Here is a 21,914-nt window from a genome sequence, read left to right on the forward strand (position 1 = left end):
TGATGCCAGATATTGTGGTGATGTTTTTTTTATTGGGGCTAGTCGCCGGAGCAGTAAAGTCGGATCTTCAGGTACCTAAAGCGACTTACGACACCTTAAGCCTGTTATTAATGCTCACCATTGGCTTAAAAGGGGGAATGGCGCTGCATGGCAATATCCATTGGGGATTGATGCCAGAACTTACCGGCGTAGCGCTGTTGTCAGCGTTTATACCGCTTATGCTGATGCCGGTGTTGCGCCGCTGGGTGCGTCTTTCCGCCGCCGACAGCGCTAGCATTGCTGCTCACTATGGCTCGGTCAGTGCTGGTACGTTTGCGGTCGCTCTGGCGTATGTAGAGGCACGTCAGTTAGCGGTGGGTAGTGAAGTAACGCTCTATTTAGTTGCTATGGAGCTGCCCGCGATTATGGTGGCGATAGCTCTATTTAGGCGCTATCAAGGCGCCGCTGTTAAAGAGAGTACCAGCAAATTATGGCATGAAACTTTAACCAATAGGGGCGTTATCTTATTAGCTGGTGGGGTTGCAATCGGCACGCTATATGGGCCATTACAAGGAGAAGAAGTCACTGCACTGTTTACTGGGGCTTTTAAAGGCGTACTGGCGTTATTTCTGCTAGAAATGGGGTTGACCGCCGCGCAGACGCTACGCCCAATGCCCTGGTATCATTGGCGCTTAGTGACCTTTGCGCTGGTCACACCACTGCTGTTGTCACTGCTGGGGATTCTGGTAGGTACGCTAGTTGGTTTGCCAGTGGGGTCAGTGGTGATTCTTGCCGCATTGGCTGCCAGTGCTTCCTATATAGCGGCGCCGGCCGCAATGCGTGCAGCTATCCCGCAAGCAAACATTGGCCTTGCGATGTTAGCGTCACTCGGCATTACTTTTCCTCTCAACGTAATGCTTGGGATTCCACTTTACCATAGACTACTGGAGTACTTAGTTAACTAACTAATAGGTTGGGCTATCGCCTCAATTTGACTCCCCTGTTATTGGAATAACTTATTGTTTAATTGAATTTTTACGCCAGTTTCTTGCTGATGAGGCTGGCGTTTTTTAGTTTATTTTTCGTTTCTGATAGGTCTTATAGATAAATTTTAATAGTTTCTTAACGCAGCTAGCTCAGAAGCATTATTGGCCGAACCATGGGGATTTCCCCTGGAAGCAGCACGAAAAGCCGAGGAATAGACACGTTAAGTCATCGTTACCCTCGTATTCTTTTGTAACAGTGATGTGATCGCAATGCTGTTGAAGTGTTGAAAGTGCGATGACGCATTGTGATTAATTAGCTGGTATAGATGAAAGGGTGGTGTACTTCTAGAAAGTATTTCTATTGCCAACGCCTTAGATGATAAATCTAAAAAACTCCTGCTGAACGAACAACATCGCTGCTGATAAACCTATTAAAAACTCAATAATAACGAGGTCTATAAGATGGAAGATAAACCAAAAAGGGTTCGTCAAAAACCCAGTCTCGGGCTTGCGCTTGTGCCCGTTGTGCTGACACTGGTCGCCATCGGGGTGCAAATTTTCTATTTTGGTGACTTCACTCCACATATCCCGCTGGCCATTGGTCTAGCCATTACCTCGCTGGTTGGAGTCAAACTTGGCTTCCGCTGGAAGCGCATAGAAGACGGTGTATTTCACGTTATCAACGTATCCTTACCATCGGTTTCGGTGTTGATCTTAGTGGGCATGATTATTGGCGTCTGGATTGCTAGCGGCACCGTGCCCAGTCTGATCTATTACGGTCTACTGCTGTTGTCTCCTGCTTTCTTCCTTGCCGCGGCGATGCTGATCTGTGCGGTGGTATCGGTTTCTTTGGGAACCTCATGGGGCACCGTGGGGACGGTGGGTCTAGCCCTTGTTGGTATTGGTGCCGGGTTTGAAATTCCGCTTTACTGGACCGCTGGCGCGGTTGTTTCCGGCGCCTTCTTTGGCGACAAGATTTCGCCACTGTCAGATACCACTAATCTGGCCTCTGCGGTGACCGGCAATGATGTGTTCTCGCATATCAAAAACATGATGCCGACGACGATTCCAGCCATGCTGATTGCGTTAGTTATTTATCTGGTGGTGGGGTTCACCATGATTGATGATCAGGTGGCATCGTTTGAGCGTATCGACGCTATTACTGCATCATTAGATGAGCACTTTACTATTTCTGTCTGGCTACTGTTGCCAGCGCTGTTGGTTATCGGGTTGGCTGTTAAGAAAATGCCGCCGATTCCTTCCCTGTTTGCTGGCGTAGTGGCCGGTGCGATAACTGCCATGCTAGTTCAAGGTGTTGGTCTCCACGACATCGTCACTTATGCCAACTATGGTTACTCCATCGAAACGGGGGTGGAAGCCATGGATAGCCTGCTGAACCGCGGTGGTATCCAATCGATGATGTGGACCATTTCGTTGATCCTAATCGCTTTGGGTTTTGGCGGGGCGTTGGAAAAAACGGGCTGCCTGGAGACTATCATCAAGGCCATTATGTCCAAGGTGCGCTCGTTCAAAGGTGTTCAAACCTCGGCAATTGCTACTTCCTTTGCAACTAACCTAGTGGCAGGCGACCCCTACCTATCTGTTGCGTTACCGGGACGCATGTACGCGCCGACTTATCGTGGCCTGGGCTACTCGACCCTGAACCTGTCACGGGGGGTTGAGGAAGGTGGAACATTGATGTCGCCACTTATTCCTTGGAATGCTGGTGGCGCTTTTGTCATTAGTGTATTAGGGCTAGGCATTGGCGAAGGTAGCGTTGAGAACCTGCTCTATATACCGTTGGCCTTTGCCTGCTGGTTATCGCCCTTAATCGGTATTCTATACGCACAGATGGGCTGGTTCTCGCCCAAGGCAACCGATGCAGAGCGTGCCATGTGGGAAAAACAGGGAGAAGCGATTGCCTCTTCCGAAGCATTGGGAGCTGCTGCTGACGCAGCCGTTACTAGCCCGACGCCAGCTCCAAGCTCGAGTTGATCGTCACTAGTCGTTACGTATTTTACCGATAAGACAGCACCCCGGCTTGCCAAAGGCGGGGTGTTTGTCTTTTGAAATAAGCATTGTTTGCCGACAACTGAATTGCTGCAACTTGGGCTTGCTTGCACGCACGCACGCCTGAATGAAACCAGGAGGAGAGTAATGACTACAACGCATTCAACCGTGGTCATTGGTGGTGGCATCGTGGGTATTTGCTGCGCGTTATATCTGCAAAAAGAGGGGCTCGATGTAACGCTCGTAGAGCCCGCTATGCCTGGCGATAGTACCGCTAAGTGGAGCTGCGGGCAGATTGCGGTAAGTGAAATTATTCCTCAGTCCAAGCCTGGTATTATCAAAAAAGTGCCTGGGTGGCTGTTGGATCAAACAGGACCGCTGGCGCTGCGGCCATCAGCATTACCAGGGCTATTACCCTGGATGCTGCGTTTTATCACCCATGCGCGGCGTTCGCGCATTGATGCTATTGCTCATGAGCTAGCGACCTTAACGCGCTGTGCTTTCCAGGATTATGAACCCCTGCTTGCGCAGTGCCGTCGTGACGATCTGATTGGTCACCAACCAACCCTTGAACTATTTGACGATGCGGCTGGGTTGGCCCATGAGCAAACTTATGCAGAGCTGCGTCGCGCGCAAGGGTTTGCTTCCGAAACGCTGAATGCAGAACAGATTGCTGCGATGGAGCCAGCGCTTGCGGGGCGTTTTTCTTACGGCCTGTTATTGTCGGATTGGCGCACAGTGTGCGATACCGAAACCTTTCTAACCGAGCTCGCTGACAGTTTTGTAGAGCAGGGCGGCAAGCTTGTTCAGGATAGTGTGTCGCGTATTGAAAGCCAGAGAGGGCGTGCCGTTGGTGTAACTCTGGCTAGCGGTGAGAGGCTGCCAGCCGAGCAACTGGTGGTCGCCGCAGGCAATGGCAGTTCGGTGTTTTTCGAAACATTAGGCATTAAGGTGCCGTTGATTAAGGTCGGTGGCTATCAGGTATTGCTACCCAACCCTGGTGTCGACTTAACCCACGCCACTTTTTATGCTGACGGCGGGTTTGGTCTGATTCCTATGGAGCGAGGGCTACAGATCGGTGGCACGATTGAGTTTGCTGGCAAGCATGCTAAACCGAACTTCAAGCGTGCGGAGATAATTCTAGAAAAAGCCAAAACGATACTGCCATCATTGAATACGGCTGGTATGGAGTTTGGCGCTGGCTGGCGGCCTTTGTTGCCCGACACCAAGCCGGTGATTGATAAATCACCACTGCTTGAAAACGTGGCGATGGCTTTTGGCCATGGCCAACTGGGGCTGACTCTAGGTGCCACGACGGGGCGGTTGGTAGCTGACATGCTACAAGGGCGTGAGAGTCAGGTGGATCTCAGTCCTTTCAATGCAACACGTTTTACCATGACTGGTGGCTGATTTCCGACACGGGGGCAAGCAAAGGGGAGGGCCCGTCTCTTGGCTAGGAGACGGGCTGTTTATCTGCACTATCTACGATTTAGCGCACTTAGTGATTATGTCCTGCATGACTGCCAAACGTTGCGTTGAACTGAACCATTCCGACCCACTGCTCATCATGCCCTGCAAAGTCTTCGCGGGTCAGTTGCGTGCGCACGAACATGTTATCGCGCACATGCCAAGTAAGCTGTGCGCTTTGCCGCCAGGACGTGTCTTCTGAAACGATCGTGGTAGGGTGGGTTCCCATCACTTTATTGGTTAACCCTAAGGCTTCTGCCCGCAGACCAACTTCCCAGCGTGGCGCGATACCGTAAATAGCGTCGATGTAAGCACCATCTTGTTGCTCAGTGTAGTGATCGTGTGCATGAAAGTGATCATGGTGTTGCACATGTTCTTGCAAGTCACGTTCGCTATAGAAGTATTCCGCACCTAATTGCCAGTTGCCTTGGTAACCGGGCTTTTCCGCATCGTAGTTAAACCGCGCATCTAAGCCTGCGAACCAGTTATCGCCTTCAGCGGTATGGGCATGGTGGCCATGGTCATCGACACGCACATACTGGCTGTTCATACCTGCAGACGTTCCCAGCGTTAGCTGCTTATTCGCACCGATGTTTGGGCGGTATTTAGCGAAAATTGTGCCCACGCGAGGGCCGCTGGCACGATCCTCATAGCCCCCTTCATCAAAGCGGCTGAAGCCTTCTCCCTCACCTTGAAACAGCTCGCTACCCAGCGTCCAGGTGCTGTTTGGAGACCAGGTTAGCTGTAGACCGGTATCCAGAAGGCCGTGCTCTCCAAACAAATACTCATTGACCAGTGGGCGCTCAACAAAATCCCAAGCGTGAGGATGTCGGCTGTTGATATAGCCTATATCGGAAAGAAATTTACCGGCTTGTAAGCGCAGCCCGTTAGGCAGCGTACGCGTCGCAATAAAAGCCTCTTCCAGCGTGATATCGTCTTCTGTTAGCGAAACAACGGCTTTGCCTTCAAAGTGGGCGGTTTGTCCTTCGATGGCTACTTCAGAGTGTCCCAGGTTAAATCCATTGTCGAGATCATGGCTATGGCCACTGTGGTCATGCCCTCCTTCATGATCGTGACCGCCTTCGTGCCCATGGCTGAAGCCAGCAGGCGAGTTCTCATCTCCTGAAAAGCGATTGTGGTAAATGCCTTCCACAACTAAGGAAACGTTGATGCTATTTTCAGTGTCGTCATGCTCATGATCATGGCCAGTATGATCATGGCTATGGCTAGTATGATCATGGGCGTGGTCGTGCCCATGATGGTGATCATCTGCATAGGCAGAGGAGCTAATAAGCAGAGCAGCGGCAAGCGGTGTAAGCAGAAATAAAGAGCGTGACACAGATGTATTCCCTTAAACGTTAGAATTAAGCGCATAAAAGGATATGTTATATTGTATCAATAATGCAATTGTGCTGAATTCTGCCGCTGTACATGATTAGTTTCGAAGGAGCTGGGCGTTTAAGAAAAGCTGACCGAAATGTTGCCCCCGCGATGTCTAAACAGACCCTTTTCAGACCGCGGGCACAAAAAAAGCACCCGTAGGTGCTTGATTTGTAGGGGTGTCTGGTGGAGGCGGCGGGAATTGAACCCGCGACCTTTGTTTAAATATCATAAGGTTATGTGTATTTGTTGGCTAAATAATGACTAGAAGCCGCAACAAGATCGTTAGAGTGATAACCTAAGTAATCGTGAGAGTTCTGTTGATATTTCTCATGACCAGCTGCCATATCCCTGGGCTTTTAAAGAAAGGGTGCCATTGTCTTGGGGCTCGAAAGCCAACCTGACTGCCAGTGTTCCAAATTAAGACAACATTCCCTTTTAGACCAGCGTCGCTAGCCGCGTACTGTAAAGAGTTATGGATGTCATCCTGATCAGAAGCGGATTTTCTAGTAAAAGCGGCATCGACGGGAATTATGACCATATCCTGTCCCTGTTCGCGAATATGTGCAACATCATACTTAGCCATGGAAGATATCCTTAGTTATTATCCTTCCTAACCATAATTTATAATTTGTAAGCGCGCAAATAAGTGTATGCCTAGCGGCTTGAGAACTGTTGGTCAGCCAACATACCTGCCTGGCTGTTTGTCGTCGGTATCCATCCCGCGTAGATCCTGGCGGTAGTCACTACGCTGGTATGCCCCATCTGTTTTGATACCCAGGCCAGCGGCTCGCCCGCGCTGACCATCATTGATGCGTAGGTGTGGCGGGTTTGGTAAGGGCGGCGGTATCGAACGCCGGCGCGTTTCAGTGCGTGTGCCCATAGTGTTTTGCGTATTGCTTGATCGCCAGTCCATGGCTCGCCGTTGCGCGGGTTAAGGAATATCCGACCGCTGAGGTGCAGGTAACTCATGGCTTTTTGTGCTTTGAGGGCTTCCAGCGCCCGGGGTAGCAGGTCGATCGTTCGTGTCCCTGCGGTTGTTTTCGTCGTTTCTGCCTCTCCCTTTGATGCCTGGGTGATAGCTCGAGTAATCCTGCAGCGCTTTTGCCGCCAGTCGATATCGCCCCATTCAAGCGCTACCAGCTCTGATGTGCGTAGTCCGCTCCAGAGTGCGAACTGAATCAGTGGCACACCCTCTTTTGGAAGTGCCGCAAGGATCGCGGCTTGTTCTTCCGCTGTGAACGGATCAATGTCATCGACTTCTTTGGGTGGCTCAATCTTTCGATAGTGCCAGCCTGCCAACGGGTTATGCTGAATCAGTTCGTCGTGCATGGCATCATCCAGCGCAGCGCGTAGCGGGCTGATGATGTTGGCAATTCGCTTGTTTGAGCAGGTGAGAGTGGCCGCCCAGTCACGCACGTGGCCACGTTTGATTTCTTGAAGCATCAGGTGGCCAAATTGGGGTATCAACTGGCCTTCAATCGTTTTTCGGTAATCCTTATAGGTGCTGGCTTTTATGGTTGGCTTTTTGGCTTTGAGCCAATTGCGCAGGTAGTTATCCAGCCGATCCTTGCGGAGAAATTTTCTTGCGTTCTTGCTGCGCGGGAAAGTCACTTGATAATCGAATGTGCCCGCGTCGATCGCTGACATGATAGCGGCGCGATGCTGCGCCGCTTTCTTTAAGTTAGCGGGGGTGGGCTTGAGCTTGAGCCGTTCGCGGCAACGGACGGCTTTATAGATGAAGTCGATGTTGATGCTACTCGCAGACCCGACCCTGACCCCTTCGTAGTGACTCCCTTGGTTACCCACCGCGCGTACCCCTCCAATGACATTAAAATTCGCCCATCAGGGGCTTTGAAAAACTGCTCGCCTTGTCTCCAGTCGCTCCGCTTTATCTTCGATCGAATGGCAAACTCGCTGTAGCCTGTGAGCTCGCTGAATCTTTCGATGGTGACGTGATCAATCGGGAGCATTGCCGCCTCCTACCAATAGTGTGCATTCAACGGGTGAGCTTTGGCTTGGCATCGTTTCGGGCTTAATGCCAACTCCTAGTGTCTTCATGCCACGCCCTCCATGTGATTGAGCTCTACTACTTGGTGATCATTGGCGGCGGCGAGTGCTGCCATGGGCAGGGGGCTGACGCTGTTGCCGCACATGCGGGTTTGCGCGGTGATGGTGAACGGTTTGCCATCGTGGCCGCGATCGATGATGTAGGTGTCAGGGAAACCCTGGGCGCGGTAGAGCTCGCGGGGTTTGAGCATGCGCAGGCAAATATCCACGATGACGTAGGGCGTGCCTTTGATGTAGACGGTCACCAACGCTAGCCGGTCTTTGGTGGTGATGGTGGTCATCGGCTCTTGCAGGTCTGCCCATTGGCCGCCGGTGCTGTGATAGCGCATTAGGAACGCGGACACACGCAGGGCGCTTTCTTCTACTTGCTGCGAGAGCGTGCAATGCACTAGGCCGTGGTGGTTGGCCCCAGCAGTGATGGTGTGCAGCGGTTCGGTTACGTCGGCGCCGTGCTGGTTGCGGCGTTGAACCATCAGGTGGGCGGTGACGATCTGTTGTTGGGTACCGCGACCGGTGATGGTGCTTAGTGGGTCATCGGCGGATCTGCCAGCGCCTTCATAAAAGCCGCCATTCATCTGTGCCATGAACGCGGTGGCCACCGCCATTCCACTGCTGGCGGTAATGGTGTTCATCGGCTCTTCAATGTCGCGGCTGCCGATTCCCCAGCGTTGTACGCCACCAGGTTTACCCTGGCCGTGGGCTAGCTGGACTAAGCAGGGTGAAGCCACCGCAAAGCTGCCGCCTTTAGGCCATGCGGTGATAGTGCGTAGTGGCTCATTGATAGGTTGAACAACTTCACCGGTACCGTAGTTGGCGATGGGCACAATGAAGGGCGCGGCGGCATTGATCACGAACTTATCAATGCCCTTTGCGATGCGCTTCAGCGTGTTCTCTGCGAGTGGGCGTGGGCGGTTAAAAATGCTTTTGCCGAGATCCGACCAGTCAATGCACGATGCCGCCGATGCATAGCGCTTTTGACCCTTGGTGGGTTTGCGGGCGTGAGTCGGTGTCGGCCAGACGATGGGCTGGCCATCGCGGCGGGCGATCAGATATAAGCGCTTGCGTGTTGTGGGGGCGCCAAAGTCGCATGCAGCAATGGCGCGCCACTCGACAGCATAACCTAGGGTGCGAAGGCCGCTAATAAAGTGCCGCCAGTTTTGGCTGCATCGCTTTTTGCAGGGCACCAGGAACTGCTCACTGATCGGCGTTCGTTCACCGGGAGCGGCTACGCTGCCGTCGATTTTCATAACACGGCCAGTATCTTTGCAGCGTTTGGCGATGAGTGGGCCCCACTGCAATATCTGCTCGACGTTCTCCAGCGAGATAACGCGGGGGCGCACTAGGCCGGCCCATTTGTGGACTACCCAGCTCAGTGATCTGATGGCACGTTTGCGCGGCTGACCGCCCCGGGCTTGGCTGTGATGGGTGCAGTCGGGGCTAGCGTGCAGCCAGCCGACAGGCTGCCCGCGTGTGGCGACGATGGGGTCAACTTCGTACACGTCGCTTTGGTAGTGTACCGCGCCAGGGTGGTTGGCGGTGTGCATGCTAATGGCGTCGGGATCGTGGTTGATGGCGACGTGCACGGGGCGCTTTAGACCCATCTCTAAACCTGTGCTAGCACCGCCACCGCCGGCGAAGAGATCGACGTTGATTTCGCCTTCGTAGTCGAGGGCGTACTGGGTGCGCCAGTGGGGAGGCTGTCGTTTCATTGGGGCTCCCCTTCGACTTGGCTACGCTCGTTGTAGAACTGTGTTGCTTCTTCAGCAGTTAACCTCCCTTTGCCATCGCAGATACAGCACTCAACACCAAAAACAGCACCATCTCCATCGCATTCTGAGCATAGTGTTGATTCTTGGTGCGCTTCTTCATCCTGGTGTTCTTCATCCAGCTCAAGGTGCTCAACTTCCAGATCGCTCATGTCTGTGAAGTCGGGATCGGTGGATGAATAGATGCAGTTCAATACATTGCTATGCTGGATAACAGCGTTCAACGCCTCGGCTAGCTCTTCCTTGCTATACCGCTCATCGTTAATTACGTTTTTGATGATAAAGCGGAGCTCTTGAACATCCCCGCTAAACTGGCGGCGGAAGCCATTCATTGAGAATTTCATTGGGCGCCCTCCATCATGGCGAGCACCATTGAGGTGAGGTGCCAGCCGCCAGCAATGACGGCAACGCTGATCAGGCCTATAAATGCCCCAATGCCTGCAGTGACAAGTCGGTCGTGCAGTATCGGGCTGCGCTCATCTACAATCAGTGACGTAATATAGGCACCGCCGATGATGCCGATCGCAGCTATAAGCACGGCATTCATTGGTCTGCCTCCGGTTGCGCTTGGTATTGATCATCGCAGGCGGTGGAGCTGGGGCCGCTGGCCATATTGCTGGCTGTCTTGGCAACCATTTCATGGTTCCACTGCTCCGCTGCCAGGGCTCGGCATTTCCATTTCTCGCGGCGTTGTTTCAGCTTCTCAATTGCGGCCAACGCCTGGACGGTACCGCCTGTGAGCTGGTCTTCTTTGCGGATGCCAGCGGCTTCAGTTAGCTCAACAACGCTATTGATCGCCATGGTAAACATTCGCTCCCAGCGCTGAGCTTCTTCATAGGCCGCTTTAGCGGCCTCCTCGCTGTTTTGAAAAGTGATACGCCAGGCTTCATAACTCATAACAGACGCTCCTTGGGTGGGTTTTCGCCAAGGGTTTCTAACCGATCTAGAGTGGCGTTGAACGCTTTCGCCAGCCGCTTACGGCGCCCGCCGGTTATGTGATCCGCTAGGCGGTGGCCGCACCCGAGGTGGTCGTGTGCTCCCACATAGGCGATATAGAGGCGGCGAGCTCGGTTCTTGAGCTGTTGAATCCGAGCGGCTTTGATGAGTGCTTTCATCCACGGCCTCCTTGGCCGTAGGCCTTTAGGGCTTCGGTGAGCGCTTCATGCTCTCCAAACTGGCGGATGTTGCCGTGCAGATCGCCAGCAGACATCCAGATCCAATCTACATCACCCTCGCTATAGATGATCTCGATACGTGCGCACTCAGCGCCGCGCATTTGGCGGCGCTTGTTGAACTCGACGAAGCGGAATTGGGGGTACTGTGGGCATGCCTGGGGCTGTGGAGCGCTCATGCTGCGTCCTCCCCGGCTTTCGCATAGGCGGCGGCGCGGTCTAAGCGTTCGAGTTCTGCGAGGATTAGCGCGGCTGCTTTGATCAGGTCGCGGCGGGGAGTGGTGGGTTTCCACCAGGTGCGCTCAAACGGCCAATCGGTTGTTAGCATGTTGCTCGTATCGGATGCATCTCGTTCAATGGCGTTGCCTGCAATCGAGGCGTAAGCGCCTGCTGCTCTGGCCAGCTCCCCTTTCATGTGATGGCCGTCATGCTCACTGCTAAAACCTTCGTTGGAGATTTGCCGCATCCGTTCTTGGTAAACCTCGGTATAAGAGGCGTAGGAGCCTGTATAGGGGCCTCTGTAGAGAGGATCGGCGCCTAACAAGTACATGGCGAAAAGTGTTTTGGGGAGAACGGAAACGATAAGAATCCCATCTTCGTTTTCGAAGAGGGCAATCTCTTTGTAGCCACTGGGAGCGGTGTTCTCCAGCTGGTCGATATAGGCACTAGGATCGGTTGAGTAGAGTGAGCAATCTTCGTCTGTATCGAGTGCATCAATGGGTAGTTCGTGGGTGTTGAGGTAAACATCAAATCCAAACGGCTCCAGAATGTCTTTAACCGGCCGTTCTTCAAAATACGGGTGCTCAAAAATCTGATGTGCGTGCATTGGTTTGCTCTCCGGTGGTGGAACCCCGCCGCCCGTGGTGGGTGGCGGCGGGGTGGTCGTGCGGTTGGTGGTTACTTGCTGAATGAGCCCAGTAATAAGGTGGCGTTTTCTTCAAGTTCGTTCTGCAGCACTTCCTTGAACTCTTTCGCCATTTCCTCTTGCGCGGTTTCCAGCCCGATTATTCGCAGCTTCAGCTTGGGCTTGATGTCGTCGGTCAGGATAGAAACGCGCATCTCAAACGTGCGGTAGGTCAACCCTTCATAAGGCAGGCAGTGGAAGCGGATGATGTCCGGCGTGGCGGTTCCAGCGGTGGCGTCTAATGCGTCCATGCCTGAGCGCTTGGTGTTCCAGTCGCCTTCTTCATGGCTGCGTTCTTGCGTGGCTTTGATCTCGATTTTGCGCACGGCGTTGGCGAGCTGCTTAGCGGTTAGGTCTTCGCCGTTGCTGTCGATCCCGGTGATGCAGTGGTGCCAGTCCTCGATCCAGTGAGCTAGCTCTTTTTGAGCGAAGCTTGAGCCGCTTGCTTGCAGGCAGGCTTCATATGCGCCGGTTTTCTCTAAACGTAGGCTGGCGGTGTGGTCGCCGTGGCCTGGTGTTGCTGGGTTGCCTAGATCAAAAAAGGCCTTGGCGCGCATGGCGTCGATGTCAACGAATACACGGGCTTCATCTTCGGCGTTTACGTAGTTCGCGTAGTCTTCAATCGAGCTTGTTGCAAAGGCGCCACGGAAGCGGGTAGGCGCATCCATGAACGGCTCTAGGGATTGCAGTTTGTAGCCTTCAGGCACTAGCAGGGTGGGTTCAAACGTGCCTGGGTTGCCGATAGTCGCGGCGTGAACAAGAGCTTCAATCTTTTCGATGGCTTGGTGGTCCATTGTGTTGTTCCTTAGTGCATTGGTTTGCGTTGGTGGGTGTTAGCGCTGGTTAGGCGCGCTGGGTGCTGCTTTGGCCTTCCGGCTGGAAGTCGAACTTGCCCTGGTTCTCAGGGAATAGCGTGAGCTTGCCGCCCCGGCCGACATGGAGCGGGGTAGAGGTGGTGTTTATCTCTGTTCTCTTACCCTTGGCGGTGGGTTCGATCTTACTGACCTCGTGGCTCATGCTGACTTGGCGAGCATCGTCAATCTGTTTCATGGTGAAAGTGACGGTGACCTTACCTTGCTTACCGGTGGCGATAATGCCAGCCGCCACCTCGCTTAATGTGCGGCCAAGCTTTTCGCGGAAGATGCCCGCGTCTAGGTCGTCTAGCAGTGCGTTGATGTCTGTTGAGGTAGGTTCGTTAGCCATGATTGGTTTCCTCTATCTACGTGGTGGTGGCCGTTAGGCCGTAGTTTTCGGTGTTGCTTCTGCAACATCGCGAAACTGGGTAATGGGTACCGCGTCGATCATGCTTTGGCGTAGCTGTGCTTCGCTGTGCGAGGTGGTGAATATCACGCGTCGCTGGCGGGCAGATGCCACGGCGCGATGCTCGATCAGCGCGGCAAGCTGGTAAATGCAGATGTAGGGTGTGGCCTTTTCGGAGTCATCCAGCGTGACCACCGGCAGCGGTACCCGATAGCTGCGCAATGCCCGCTTAAAGGATTCAGCATTCAAATTGCGAAAGTAGGCCTTGCGCACGTCATCAAGTGGGATCAGCACGTTGCCGAACTGCTCATATAGCAGCCCCACGGTACTGGTGTCTGGCAGCGCTTCACCCCATTCCGGCATCGGCTCACTCATCATTGGCTGCCTCGCGCTGGATTTTGATATTCAGACGATTGGCGATGTAGAGCAGTCCGCGTTCCGTCACTAAGGTTTTGCCGTAGGGGCGTTCAGTGCCTAAGCCGCTATGCTCAAACGTTTTAAGCTCAACGCACAGGCGGCCCGCGCTGGTGTGTGGGCGGGTGCCAAGGTTGTGAGCATCCAGCATGCCGATCGCGCGTAGCTGCTTGCATAGGGTGATGTGGCCGGTGCCGAGTAATGCGGCGGTTTCCTTGAGCGTGTAGCGCTTGCCAAGCACGCGGGCGGGCTGTGGGTGTTGGGGGGCGTTCATGCGGCGGTTCCTCCAGTGGGTGGGATGAGGAGCGCTTCTAGCTCGCGGGCAATAGCTTGTAGCTCTTCAAGGGCGTTATTGGTTGCGAAGCGGGTGTGACTAGGCATTTGTATTCGCATGGATACATCCGCTTTAAATCGCCCTTCAGCGATTTCGCTGAACCGGAGCACGCAAACGCTGAATTGATGGATCTGGCCGCAGTACTCTGCGTTAACGGCATGTACGCCGCGCTGGCTGATCGTGATGGCTAGATTTTGGATGTAGGCCATCGCGTCGCGGTGGGCCTGGGGCAACAGACCAGCTGACTGGATGGGAGTAACGTTGCTCATGCTGCACCACCTTGCGTTGCGCGCTGGTAGCGGGCTGCTTCTTGTGGGGTGAGCAGATAGATAGTGCGGGATTGTTTGCCAGCCAAGCGGGCGGCAACGCGTCCTGTGACGTGTTGCATTGCCGCGATGGCGATGTGACTGTTACCTGCGGCCGGGTGCATGATCACCCGGCATGGTTGGGCATTGGTTTGCATTGTTGATGACTCCAGAGCTGTGGTGGTTACAGCTGACGTTTGCAGACGTCGTTATCTGAAGGTAAATGTATTTACCTTTCGAGTCAACTAGTGAGGTTTATTTACTATTGCTGGTAAAATTAAGCCGGCACGCAGCCGGCTTCAGTTAACAGGTATGTCTACATTCTTCCAAAGGCCCAGCGTCCTAGAAAACGAGCACATATTTGAAAATTATCTGTCTCATCCATTTCGTAGCTGGGGTATAAAGGATTATCCGATATGACTCTAATTCGGTTCCCGGGTAAATGTTGGAGACGTTTTACATGAACTTGGCCATCTAGTTGAAAGATATATACACCGTCGTCCTGCATTTCGCGAATGGAAACATCAATGATGGCAAAGTCGCCGTGGCTAAGGGTGCCAAGCATTGAATCACCCCTAGTGCTTATAATCCTTAGATGAGGCGAAGGCTCAATTCCAATGGCTCTAAGCACAGCCCTGGGGACTTCCATATAAGCCGTAGTTTCCTCAGAAAGAACTACAGCTCCATGGCCAGCACTGGCTGTGACAGCGAGTATTGGGATGCGATAATCAGCTGTACTGCTACCTTTCTCGGCATGGTAGTTGAGTAGCGGCTCCATTAGAGTCGACTCCATGTTTTTGTTGTGCATTGGTACGACATTGCTTCCAGGGGTTACCTTTTCACGCTTTCCAGTCAGTATCCATGCTGTAGTCGTCTGTAATACTTTTGCCAAGCGCTCTAAGTTATGAGAGCCAAGCTGTTGGTTTGAGTTTTTTTCCCATTGTGAGATTGATTCGCGTGTAACACCTACGCGCGTAGCTACCTCACGCTGTGTCAGCCTGAGTTGGGTACGTCGGGATTTAATTCTTTCTGCTTGATCGCTCATGTAAATAATCTTACCCCTTGTGGCGGTAATATGTTTCCGCTAAAGTGGGTAAATGCATTTACTAGGTAAGCGATATGCGTAAATCAGATGTGATTGAATATTTTGGAAGCGTTAAGGCAGTTGCAAACGCACTGGAGCTGACATCACAAGCCGTAAGCATGTGGCCTGAGACTGTTCCTAGGAACCGTCAGTGGCAAATTGATGTGCTGACGGAGGGGAAGTTGAAGGCACAAAGAGAGCGGCCTACGAAAGTGTCAGCGTAAATATTTTTTTGAGATGCCGGACGGGACTGCAATCCCGTCCGGCGGGTGCCAATGAGGGTCTGCCCACCACAGACGAGCCCTCGCTGGACTTTTTGCAACGCAAGAGAGCAAACCAATAAAGCCCCTTGCGCTACAGTTCCCATCATACACCACTGGGGAGCTGTTGCGCATGGCATGCGAACGGGAGTAATGCCATGTCTAAACGCTGGCCTACATCAAAAGACCGCGCTGAGCGCGAAATCCTGCCCCTTAATCTCTCCCTCTATCATGCGGCGCGTGATTACCCCGGCGGTGGCAAGGCGATTGCCGCTATTTATGGGGTGCCTGCTACGACCCTTCAGCATAGCCTGAACCCCAACGCAGAGGCGCATAAGCTGTCGCTTGACGATCTGGAGTATGTGCTTGAGGCGACCCGCGATCCTCGTATTCTTGATTCGTTATTGGCGCTAGTGCCGGGCGCCCACTGGTTTGAGTATCAGGAAGCGACGAACGACTGCAGCGAACAGCAGCTGTTGAACTCGGTGGCGAACCTCTCCAGCCAGGTGTCTGAGCTGCTGACGCGCATTAGCGAGCATCGGCGCGATGGTGTTTATCGCGACCATGAGCGAGCTGAGTTGGAAAAGCTGAAAGGACAGTTGTTTGGTGCAGTACAGGCGCTGCTAGTGAGCGCCCAGCGGTTTGATGGGGAGATGAGCCATGGATAAGGCCGATATTGCTAACGACTATATGGAATGGCGGTTAGAGCAGGTGCTGAAGGCTCGCCAACAAGCAGTCCAGCCGTTAGGCGGTACTGAGGTAACTGAGTGTGAGGACTGCGGCGAGGAGATCCCCGCTGCTCGGCGTGAGCGCTTGCCAGGGGTTGCTACGTGTGTGCCGTGCCAGACCAGAAGGGAGAAGCGGTGATGGATTTACTCTCTATTGATGAGCTGCGCTTGGCATTGACTCATATCCCCGCCGATGACCGTGATACCTGGGTGAACATCGGCAACGCCGTCAAAACCGAATACGGTGATGACGGCTTTTTTGCCTGGGATGAATGGAGCCAAGGCGGCGAGACCTACAACGCCAAAGATGCACAAAGCGTGTGGCGTAGCTTGAAGGTTGGTCATGTGCGGCTGGGCACCATCATCAAGTTAGCAACTGACAATGGCTGGAAGCGTGAACGTAAGGAAATGACTGCTGAAGATCGTAAGCGCATGAAGGCCGAGCAGGAAGAACGGCGCCTGAAGGCGGCGGCGCAAGTGGAAACTGACCAAGCGAAGTTGGCCCGCATGCAACAAGCAGTATCGCGGGCTTGCCAGCAGGTGGTGGAACGCCATTTAACGGTGGAAGGTTCCGCAGCGTACCTGGAAACCAAAGGCGTGGGTGCTCATGGTGTGCTGTTCGTGAAGCGGGCGGTGCTGGTGAGCATTGATGCCAACGTGGAAGCGGCTAGCGTGTGGGCTGGCAGTGAAGTGAAGGATTTCTTTGATCAACTGCCTAGCCCGCGCCCAGACCATTTGCATTTGTTTCAGCTACGCGTAGGCGACGTGGTATTGCCGCTGTACGATGGCGGCGGTGTGCTGTGGTCGCTGCAAGTGATCAACGGGAAGGGTACGAAGCTGTTTCCAAAGTTTGGTCGTAAGAGTGGTTGCTGGCACAGGATGGCTTGGCAAGAGCAGCCTGCTGTGATTGGAGTGGTGGAGGGGTACGCTACGGGGGCCAGCGTTCATGAGGCGATGAGTTGGCCAATGGCTGTTGCCCTGGATGCAGGAAACCTGGCACGGGTGGTGCCTCAACTGCGGGACCTTTATCCGCACGCTGAGTTAGTAATCTGCGGTGATGATGACGTGGATACGGAAGGTAATCCTGGCAGAACTAAGGCTGAGGCACTGGCGTTTGAATACGGTTGCCGTGCGGTATTCGCTGAGCTTGGCGAGGTGGCCTGATGCCTGATTGGAATGATCTTCACGTTGCACGTGGCCTTTCGGCTGTGCGTGAGCAAATTAACGCGCAATTAGCCGACGCGGCGAATGACGCGGAACTCCCCCCGGCCCCCTCCGAATGGCAGCCCCCGGCACCGCCGATGGCTGCTGCACCTTCGGGGGGCGTGGGGGAGGGCCAAGAATGGACAGAAGAAAGTGTGCATCGGCGTTTTGCGCTGCTGGAGGGTGAAAAGCAAGTCTTTGATTTAGTAAAGAGGCGACTGATTAAATGGGGGGCATTTGAGGCCTTTGTCTCCAAACCTTTAGCTAAGGCGTGGGTAGATCGACACGATAAGAAATTGATTGATCCTGATCAGGCGCGGCAGCATGTTGCAGAAGCTAAGCTGGCAGGGAAGCAAAAAGCAGGGCAAGGGAAGCTGGGCATGGCCCCCACTGACCGTTACGTGTATTTAGACGGTACCCAGGAGATATGGGATCGCCAGTTAAAACAGCGATTGCCTGCCCGTGCTGTGCAATTAGCGCTTGGCGATGCTTGGTCGCTTTGGATCAACTCGACTGAGCGGCGGCAGATTCCCCATGACTGTTTGATATTCGACCCGCGTATGACCCAAAGCCCTGGTGAGTACATCAATACGTTTGAGGGCCTGCCCCTTGAGCCGGTGGATGCGCCTGAGCGGTGTAAATCTATTCAGTATTTAATCCAATGGTTATGCAGTAATGATGAGGCTGCCACACATTGGTTAACTTGCTGGCTGGCGTATCCGCTGCAGAACTTGGGCGCGAAACTGGATACTGCAGTATTGGCGCACTCAACGATCGAAGGCTCGGGTAAGTCTTTATTGCTTTCGGATGTAATGGGAGCGATCTATGGCATTTACTCAGCTACGGTTGGCCAAGCCCAGTTGGAGATGAATTGGAACCAGTGGCAAGAAAGTAAGCTTTACGGTGTGTTTGAAGAAGTGGTAAGCCGCGACCAGCGATATAACCAGGTGGGCAAAATCAAACACATGGTGACTGGAAAGACGATGCGTGTTGAAGCTAAGTTCATGAACGGCTGGGAACAGGCAAACTATATGAACGCGGCGTTTCTATCTAATGAGATTATGCCATGGCCGATCAGTGAACATGACCGACGTATGCTGGTGATATGGCCGGAGAAGACGCTGCCGCCAAATGCTAGCAAGGCGATAGGAAAAGAACTGGTAAATGGTGGTGTTGAGGCGTTTTATCACTACCTGCTCAGCTATGACACCGGAAGCTTTGACGAACGCACGCGGCCGCCGAAAACCCCTGCACGTGAGCGGCTGGTGGCACTGAGCCGTGCAAGTTGGGAAAACTTCCTAGTGGCATGGCGTGAGGGTATCTTAGGCGTGCCCTTTACAGTGGCCAGAACGCAAGACGTGCACGATCTGTATCTGGAGTGGTGCAGCAAGAACCGTGAACACACCATGAGTGAGACGAAGTTCTCTTTGTTCGTTAGCACTCAGGTGCCTAAGACGGATAAGCAGTTTTGGTGGTACGACATGGATAACAACCGCAAGCGATCCATCTTCTTCCTCCCCAACCCTCCTGATGGGGTAGACCTGGGCGATGGTAGGAAGCTGGGTGCACTGGTTAAGGCGTTTAGGGACCAGGCATTAGAGGCAGGCTGGAACCCGGCGAGCTGGGACAAGTGCCAGGGTTGGATCAAGCCTTATGGGGGCTCTCCTCTTGATGATGTCTAGGGTTGCTAGGGTGTATCTAGGGTATCTATTGACAAGGGTAGACAATGAAAACCAATAAAAAACAAATGGTTATTCATGCCTGTCTAGGGTGTCTAGGGTTTTACGCGCCCGCGCGCGCACACGTGCGCGACTATATGAGCAGTTATCCACAACACCTTTTAAATTTATCCCTATAAAGGAAACACCCTAGACACCCTAGACACCCTAGACAGTATTAAATAAATAGCTGTTATTAATAAGATTTTAAGTGTCTATGGTATGTCTAGGGTTTGGGCGATTTGATCTAGGGTTGAGAAGTGCCACCACCACGGAGCAAACCAATGATTAAAGCGATGGATGAATTATTGAAACATTGGGCCGATCAATGGAAGTGCCGTGCCATGCGCCAGTGCAGCCCGCTGGGCAAGCTGATAGAGCTCAAGGGCGTGGTGCCTGACGGCGGCCCCAAGGGCAGTCGCGACCCGCTTGGGCATGGCGTGATCGATGATCTGGCCTGGGAAGTGTATGAGGGCATTGGCTGCCTGAGTAATGAACTGCAGGTGCTGGCTTGGGAGCACTACCACTGGGAAGGCTACAACGAACATAAAGCGCAGCGCCTGGGGCTGACTGAGCGTACTTACTATAACCGCCTCGATCGGTTGCATATCGAGCTTAGAGAGGTGCTGAGGGGGCGTAGCAAGCAAATACGTAGAGCATGAAGCCCACTTATGTCGGTATGACGCCGGGGTGAACCCGTTACATTGCGGGATTGGCATTACCGACCCCTTGATGCCATTGCAGTCGAGGTTCAAGATTCAGCTACCGTCTAGTAATTGCGCCACCTAGAAGCCCCAGTCACCGTGCTGGGGCTTTTTGTTGGGCGCTAGACAACCAGTGCTCCCGTCCGTGGTGGGCGGTGCCTCGTTCCGGTTTTCCGGTTCGGGGCATTTTATTTTAGGAGGTAGGCCAATGGGCATGCGGTGGATTGATCACGTTGGCGCGGTGCCCCAACGGCCACCTCAACGCAACACAGTGATGCTTTCAGCAGGGCATAGCGACACGGTGCCGGGGATCGTGGCGAACGGCTATAAAGAGGCCGATATCGTTCAGCTGTTCCGTGATGACGTTAGCGTGCGGTTAGCCAGCCTGGGTATACGCCATGTGTTAGACGGCGAGCCGGGGGAGAACCTGCCGCTGCGTGATGCAGTGCCGATCGCTAACGCGGCTGACATTGCGATTGAGTTTCACACCAACGGTGGCGGCCCTGGTGCCACTGGTGTGGAGACGTTATCCCGTGCCCATAACAAGCCGCTAGGCGCTGAGCTCTGCCGTGTGACCGCTGACCTGTTGGGCATTGCTAACCGTGGTGCTAAGCCTGAGAACGCTGGGTATCACGAGCGCTTGGCGTTTGTGAGTGATGGTGGTGGCATCATCCATGAGTTGTTCTTCTTATCTAACGCTAACGATCTGTACCAGTTCAAACAGCATTACGACGCGCTGGTTGATGCGGTGGCAGGCGTGATCGCGGACGCGGCGCGGGCGGCGTGACATTCATTCAATAAAGAGTCTTCTCATGCCGGGACGTGACCCCAATCTATGGCAGCAAGTGCTGACGTACATCGCTCTGGTTTGGCCTCAGTTGTATGCCGCTGGATTGGCATTTGTGGTGGCATTAGTACGGGGATTCCATGCGGGCAATAAAGCGCGTCAGTCGTGGCTTGAAGCCATTCTTTGTAGTTGCTTAACGTTTGCTTTGTTTCCGGTCTTACATTACGCCGGGCTACCAGGGGCCATTGCTGCGTCACTGGGTGCCGGTATTGCCTTCAAAGGCACAGAGTGGTTTGGCAAGCGCATAGACGAACTCTACGAAAAGCTTCTTGGCAGGTGGCTGAAATGATCAAGCGCATTCTGGGGAATCTATCTGGCTGGATGATTGCCGCGCTGTTGGGCATCACCATCTTTGCGGGCATGCAGGCGCGGCAGTATGCGTTGCAACTGTCGGCAACCGAGAACGAGCTGGCTCGATCTCGCGATCAGGTGGCGATCCTGCAGGAACACCAGCGCTGGCAGCGTGAGCAGATTGACACACTGAGCGCGGTGCTATCAGCACGTGATGAGCAGCTGCAGCGTGACACTGAGCTAGTAGACATGATGCGCAAGACGGCCCAGCAACTGGAGAGAGACGATGCAACGACTAGTGATTGGGCTGGGCAGCCTCTGCCTTCTGCTGTTGGCAAGTGGGTGCGTGACCTCCCCAACGAAGGCAGTGACGGTGCCGGTGATAGTAACGCCGGAAGTGCCACGGCATCTGGTAACGCCACTGAGTGAACCTCAGCGCCGTATATCGCACAACCGCGATCTGCTACAGCTGTTGGCTGACTATGAATCGCTGCGCAGACGCGCCAATGCTGATCGTGCATCTGTCTATCAACTGTTGCTAAAGCCTGGGTCGGCGGGTGATCAGTGAGTAACTATGACAAGCAGCGCGGTTCTTCTACTCAGCGTGGGTATGGCTACAAGTGGCAGAAGGCGCGTGAAGAGTATCTGCGTGAACATCCGTTGTGCGTGTTCTGTCAGCGGCGCGGGCGGGTAACGGCGGCAACGGTTGTCGACCACATCAAACCGCATAGAGGTGACCTGAAGCTGTTCTGGCGACGGTCGAACTGGCAAGGCCTTTGTAAGCCGTGCCACGACATCGACAAGCAACGGTTAGAGAAGGGCGGCGCGTTACCGGGCTGCGATGCAGACGGTCAGCCCCTCGACCCGCACCATCACTGGGCTTAAAGCCTATTTTTGGCCTGAATTGATCGAAATGATAGCTTTTCTCATTTCTAGGAAGGGGCGGGTCAAAAGTTCAGGGCTTTTCGGCTCTAGACCGATACGCCCCCTTTTCTTGTGCAAGCGGGAAAAATGGGAGGGGGGTATATCGGT

The 21,914-nt window shown here is 53.7% G+C and carries 30 protein-coding genes; 13 read left to right on the forward strand and 17 right to left on the reverse strand.

Going from position 1 to position 21,914, the window contains the following annotated elements; genetic code table 11:
• Positions 1-2 precede the first annotated feature (2 nt).
• The 3 genes from IR195_RS01455 to IR195_RS01465 all read left to right on the forward strand — a co-directional run bounded on the left by IR195_RS01455 (position 3) and on the right by IR195_RS01465 (position 4,385).
• Positions 3-944 (forward strand): sodium-dependent bicarbonate transport family permease, encoded by a 942-nt coding sequence (locus IR195_RS01455; protein ID WP_206048563.1) that lies wholly within the window; start codon positions 3-5, stop codon positions 942-944.
• A 483-nt stretch (positions 945-1,427) separates the two neighbouring features.
• Positions 1,428-2,960 carry a Na+/H+ antiporter NhaC gene (gene nhaC / locus IR195_RS01460; protein WP_125745102.1) on the forward strand — a complete coding sequence of 511 codons (1,533 nt, stop codon included), beginning with the start codon at positions 1,428-1,430 and terminating at the stop codon, positions 2,958-2,960.
• Positions 2,961-3,122: 162 nt separating this feature from the next.
• Positions 3,123-4,385 (forward strand): NAD(P)/FAD-dependent oxidoreductase, encoded by a 1,263-nt coding sequence (locus IR195_RS01465; RefSeq protein WP_206048564.1) that lies wholly within the window; start codon positions 3,123-3,125, stop codon positions 4,383-4,385.
• A gap of 88 nt (positions 4,386-4,473) precedes the next feature.
• Here the strand turns inward: IR195_RS01465 and IR195_RS01470 are convergent, their stop codons facing one another.
• The 17 genes from IR195_RS01470 to IR195_RS01550 all read right to left on the reverse strand — a co-directional run bounded on the left by IR195_RS01470 (position 4,474) and on the right by IR195_RS01550 (position 15,092).
• Positions 4,474-5,781 (reverse strand): TonB-dependent receptor, encoded by a 1,308-nt coding sequence (locus IR195_RS01470; protein ID WP_206048565.1) that lies wholly within the window; start codon positions 5,779-5,781, stop codon positions 4,474-4,476.
• Positions 5,782-6,120: 339 nt separating this feature from the next.
• Complete coding sequence (locus IR195_RS01475; protein ID WP_206048566.1) at positions 6,121-6,408, reverse strand: hypothetical protein; 288 nt, start codon at positions 6,406-6,408, stop codon at positions 6,121-6,123.
• A 71-nt stretch (positions 6,409-6,479) separates the two neighbouring features.
• The gene (locus IR195_RS01480; protein ID WP_206048567.1) at positions 6,480-7,631 is read right to left on the reverse strand and encodes a site-specific integrase; all 1,152 of its coding nucleotides are present in this window, start codon (positions 7,629-7,631) and stop codon (positions 6,480-6,482) included.
• A 248-nt stretch (positions 7,632-7,879) separates the two neighbouring features.
• The gene (locus IR195_RS01485) at positions 7,880-9,601 is read right to left on the reverse strand and encodes a DNA cytosine methyltransferase (protein ID WP_206048568.1); all 1,722 of its coding nucleotides are present in this window, start codon (positions 9,599-9,601) and stop codon (positions 7,880-7,882) included.
• Positions 9,598-10,002, reverse strand: a complete 405-nt coding sequence (locus IR195_RS01490; protein WP_206048569.1) for a hypothetical protein — start codon at positions 10,000-10,002, stop codon at positions 9,598-9,600. The genes IR195_RS01485 and IR195_RS01490 overlap by 4 nt, the downstream gene beginning before the upstream one ends.
• Positions 9,999-10,205, reverse strand: a complete 207-nt coding sequence (locus IR195_RS01495; RefSeq protein ID WP_206048570.1) for a hypothetical protein — start codon at positions 10,203-10,205, stop codon at positions 9,999-10,001. Before IR195_RS01495 ends, IR195_RS01490 begins: the two co-directional genes overlap by 4 nt.
• A complete protein-coding gene (locus IR195_RS01500) occupies positions 10,202-10,555 on the reverse strand; it encodes a hypothetical protein (RefSeq protein WP_206048571.1) in 354 nt (117 codons plus the stop codon). Before IR195_RS01500 ends, IR195_RS01495 begins: the two co-directional genes overlap by 4 nt.
• On the reverse strand, positions 10,552-10,773 hold the full coding sequence (locus IR195_RS01505; RefSeq protein WP_206048572.1) for a hypothetical protein: 222 nt from the start codon (positions 10,771-10,773) through the stop codon (positions 10,552-10,554). Before IR195_RS01505 ends, IR195_RS01500 begins: the two co-directional genes overlap by 4 nt.
• Positions 10,770-11,009 carry a hypothetical protein gene (locus IR195_RS01510; protein WP_206048573.1) on the reverse strand — a complete coding sequence of 80 codons (240 nt, stop codon included), beginning with the start codon at positions 11,007-11,009 and terminating at the stop codon, positions 10,770-10,772. The genes IR195_RS01505 and IR195_RS01510 overlap by 4 nt, the downstream gene beginning before the upstream one ends.
• Positions 11,006-11,656 (reverse strand): hypothetical protein, encoded by a 651-nt coding sequence (locus IR195_RS01515; protein ID WP_206048574.1) that lies wholly within the window; start codon positions 11,654-11,656, stop codon positions 11,006-11,008. The genes IR195_RS01510 and IR195_RS01515 overlap by 4 nt, the downstream gene beginning before the upstream one ends.
• Positions 11,657-11,727: 71 nt before the next feature.
• Positions 11,728-12,528: a DUF2303 family protein gene (locus tag IR195_RS01520; RefSeq protein ID WP_206048575.1), complete on the reverse strand. Its 801-nt coding sequence runs from the start codon at positions 12,526-12,528 to the stop codon at positions 11,728-11,730.
• 49 nt (positions 12,529-12,577) lie between these two features.
• The gene (locus IR195_RS01525; RefSeq protein WP_206048576.1) at positions 12,578-12,937 is read right to left on the reverse strand and encodes a hypothetical protein; all 360 of its coding nucleotides are present in this window, start codon (positions 12,935-12,937) and stop codon (positions 12,578-12,580) included.
• A 33-nt stretch (positions 12,938-12,970) separates the two neighbouring features.
• Complete coding sequence (locus IR195_RS01530; RefSeq protein WP_241006780.1) at positions 12,971-13,372, reverse strand: pyocin activator PrtN family protein; 402 nt, start codon at positions 13,370-13,372, stop codon at positions 12,971-12,973.
• Positions 13,362-13,682, reverse strand: coding sequence for a phage antirepressor KilAC domain-containing protein (locus tag IR195_RS01535; protein ID WP_206048577.1), 321 nt, complete (start codon positions 13,680-13,682; stop codon positions 13,362-13,364). The genes IR195_RS01530 and IR195_RS01535 overlap by 11 nt, the downstream gene beginning before the upstream one ends.
• Positions 13,679-14,011 carry a hypothetical protein gene (locus IR195_RS01540; RefSeq protein WP_206048578.1) on the reverse strand — a complete coding sequence of 111 codons (333 nt, stop codon included), beginning with the start codon at positions 14,009-14,011 and terminating at the stop codon, positions 13,679-13,681. The genes IR195_RS01535 and IR195_RS01540 overlap by 4 nt, the downstream gene beginning before the upstream one ends.
• Positions 14,008-14,205: a hypothetical protein gene (locus IR195_RS01545; protein WP_206048579.1), complete on the reverse strand. Its 198-nt coding sequence runs from the start codon at positions 14,203-14,205 to the stop codon at positions 14,008-14,010. Before IR195_RS01545 ends, IR195_RS01540 begins: the two co-directional genes overlap by 4 nt.
• Before the next feature lie 158 nt (positions 14,206-14,363).
• Positions 14,364-15,092 (reverse strand): S24 family peptidase, encoded by a 729-nt coding sequence (locus IR195_RS01550; protein WP_206048580.1) that lies wholly within the window; start codon positions 15,090-15,092, stop codon positions 14,364-14,366.
• Between the two features lie 74 nt (positions 15,093-15,166).
• On the opposite strand from IR195_RS01550, the gene IR195_RS20595 reads away from it, so the two are divergent.
• The 10 genes from IR195_RS20595 to IR195_RS01600 all read left to right on the forward strand — a co-directional run bounded on the left by IR195_RS20595 (position 15,167) and on the right by IR195_RS01600 (position 21,767).
• Entirely contained in the window at positions 15,167-15,355 is a 189-nt protein-coding gene (locus IR195_RS20595) for a Cro/CI family transcriptional regulator (RefSeq protein ID WP_206048581.1), read from the forward strand.
• Between the two features lie 194 nt (positions 15,356-15,549).
• On the forward strand, positions 15,550-16,059 hold the full coding sequence (locus IR195_RS01560) for a phage regulatory CII family protein (RefSeq protein ID WP_206048582.1): 510 nt from the start codon (positions 15,550-15,552) through the stop codon (positions 16,057-16,059).
• On the forward strand, positions 16,052-16,258 hold the full coding sequence (locus IR195_RS01565; protein WP_206048583.1) for a TraR/DksA family transcriptional regulator: 207 nt from the start codon (positions 16,052-16,054) through the stop codon (positions 16,256-16,258). Before IR195_RS01560 ends, IR195_RS01565 begins: the two co-directional genes overlap by 8 nt.
• The gene (locus IR195_RS01570; RefSeq protein ID WP_206048584.1) at positions 16,258-17,283 is read left to right on the forward strand and encodes a PriCT-2 domain-containing protein; all 1,026 of its coding nucleotides are present in this window, start codon (positions 16,258-16,260) and stop codon (positions 17,281-17,283) included. The genes IR195_RS01565 and IR195_RS01570 overlap by 1 nt, the downstream gene beginning before the upstream one ends.
• Positions 17,283-19,004, forward strand: a complete 1,722-nt coding sequence (locus IR195_RS01575; protein ID WP_206048585.1) for a DUF5906 domain-containing protein — start codon at positions 17,283-17,285, stop codon at positions 19,002-19,004. The genes IR195_RS01570 and IR195_RS01575 overlap by 1 nt, the downstream gene beginning before the upstream one ends.
• Before the next feature lie 320 nt (positions 19,005-19,324).
• Entirely contained in the window at positions 19,325-19,702 is a 378-nt protein-coding gene (locus IR195_RS01580) for a hypothetical protein (protein WP_206048586.1), read from the forward strand.
• A 250-nt stretch (positions 19,703-19,952) separates the two neighbouring features.
• Positions 19,953-20,531 (forward strand): N-acetylmuramoyl-L-alanine amidase, encoded by a 579-nt coding sequence (locus IR195_RS01585; protein WP_206048587.1) that lies wholly within the window; start codon positions 19,953-19,955, stop codon positions 20,529-20,531.
• 25 nt (positions 20,532-20,556) lie between these two features.
• Positions 20,557-20,880, forward strand: a complete 324-nt coding sequence (locus IR195_RS01590) for a phage holin, lambda family (RefSeq protein ID WP_206048588.1) — start codon at positions 20,557-20,559, stop codon at positions 20,878-20,880.
• A complete protein-coding gene (locus IR195_RS01595; RefSeq protein WP_206048589.1) occupies positions 20,877-21,311 on the forward strand; it encodes a hypothetical protein in 435 nt (144 codons plus the stop codon). The genes IR195_RS01590 and IR195_RS01595 overlap by 4 nt, the downstream gene beginning before the upstream one ends.
• Before the next feature lie 135 nt (positions 21,312-21,446).
• Complete coding sequence (locus IR195_RS01600; RefSeq protein WP_206048590.1) at positions 21,447-21,767, forward strand: HNH endonuclease; 321 nt, start codon at positions 21,447-21,449, stop codon at positions 21,765-21,767.
• Positions 21,768-21,914 lie beyond the last annotated feature (147 nt).

The sequence above is a fragment of the Vreelandella venusta genome, assembly GCF_015689495.1.
Lineage (GTDB): Bacteria > Pseudomonadota > Gammaproteobacteria > Pseudomonadales > Halomonadaceae > Vreelandella > Vreelandella venusta.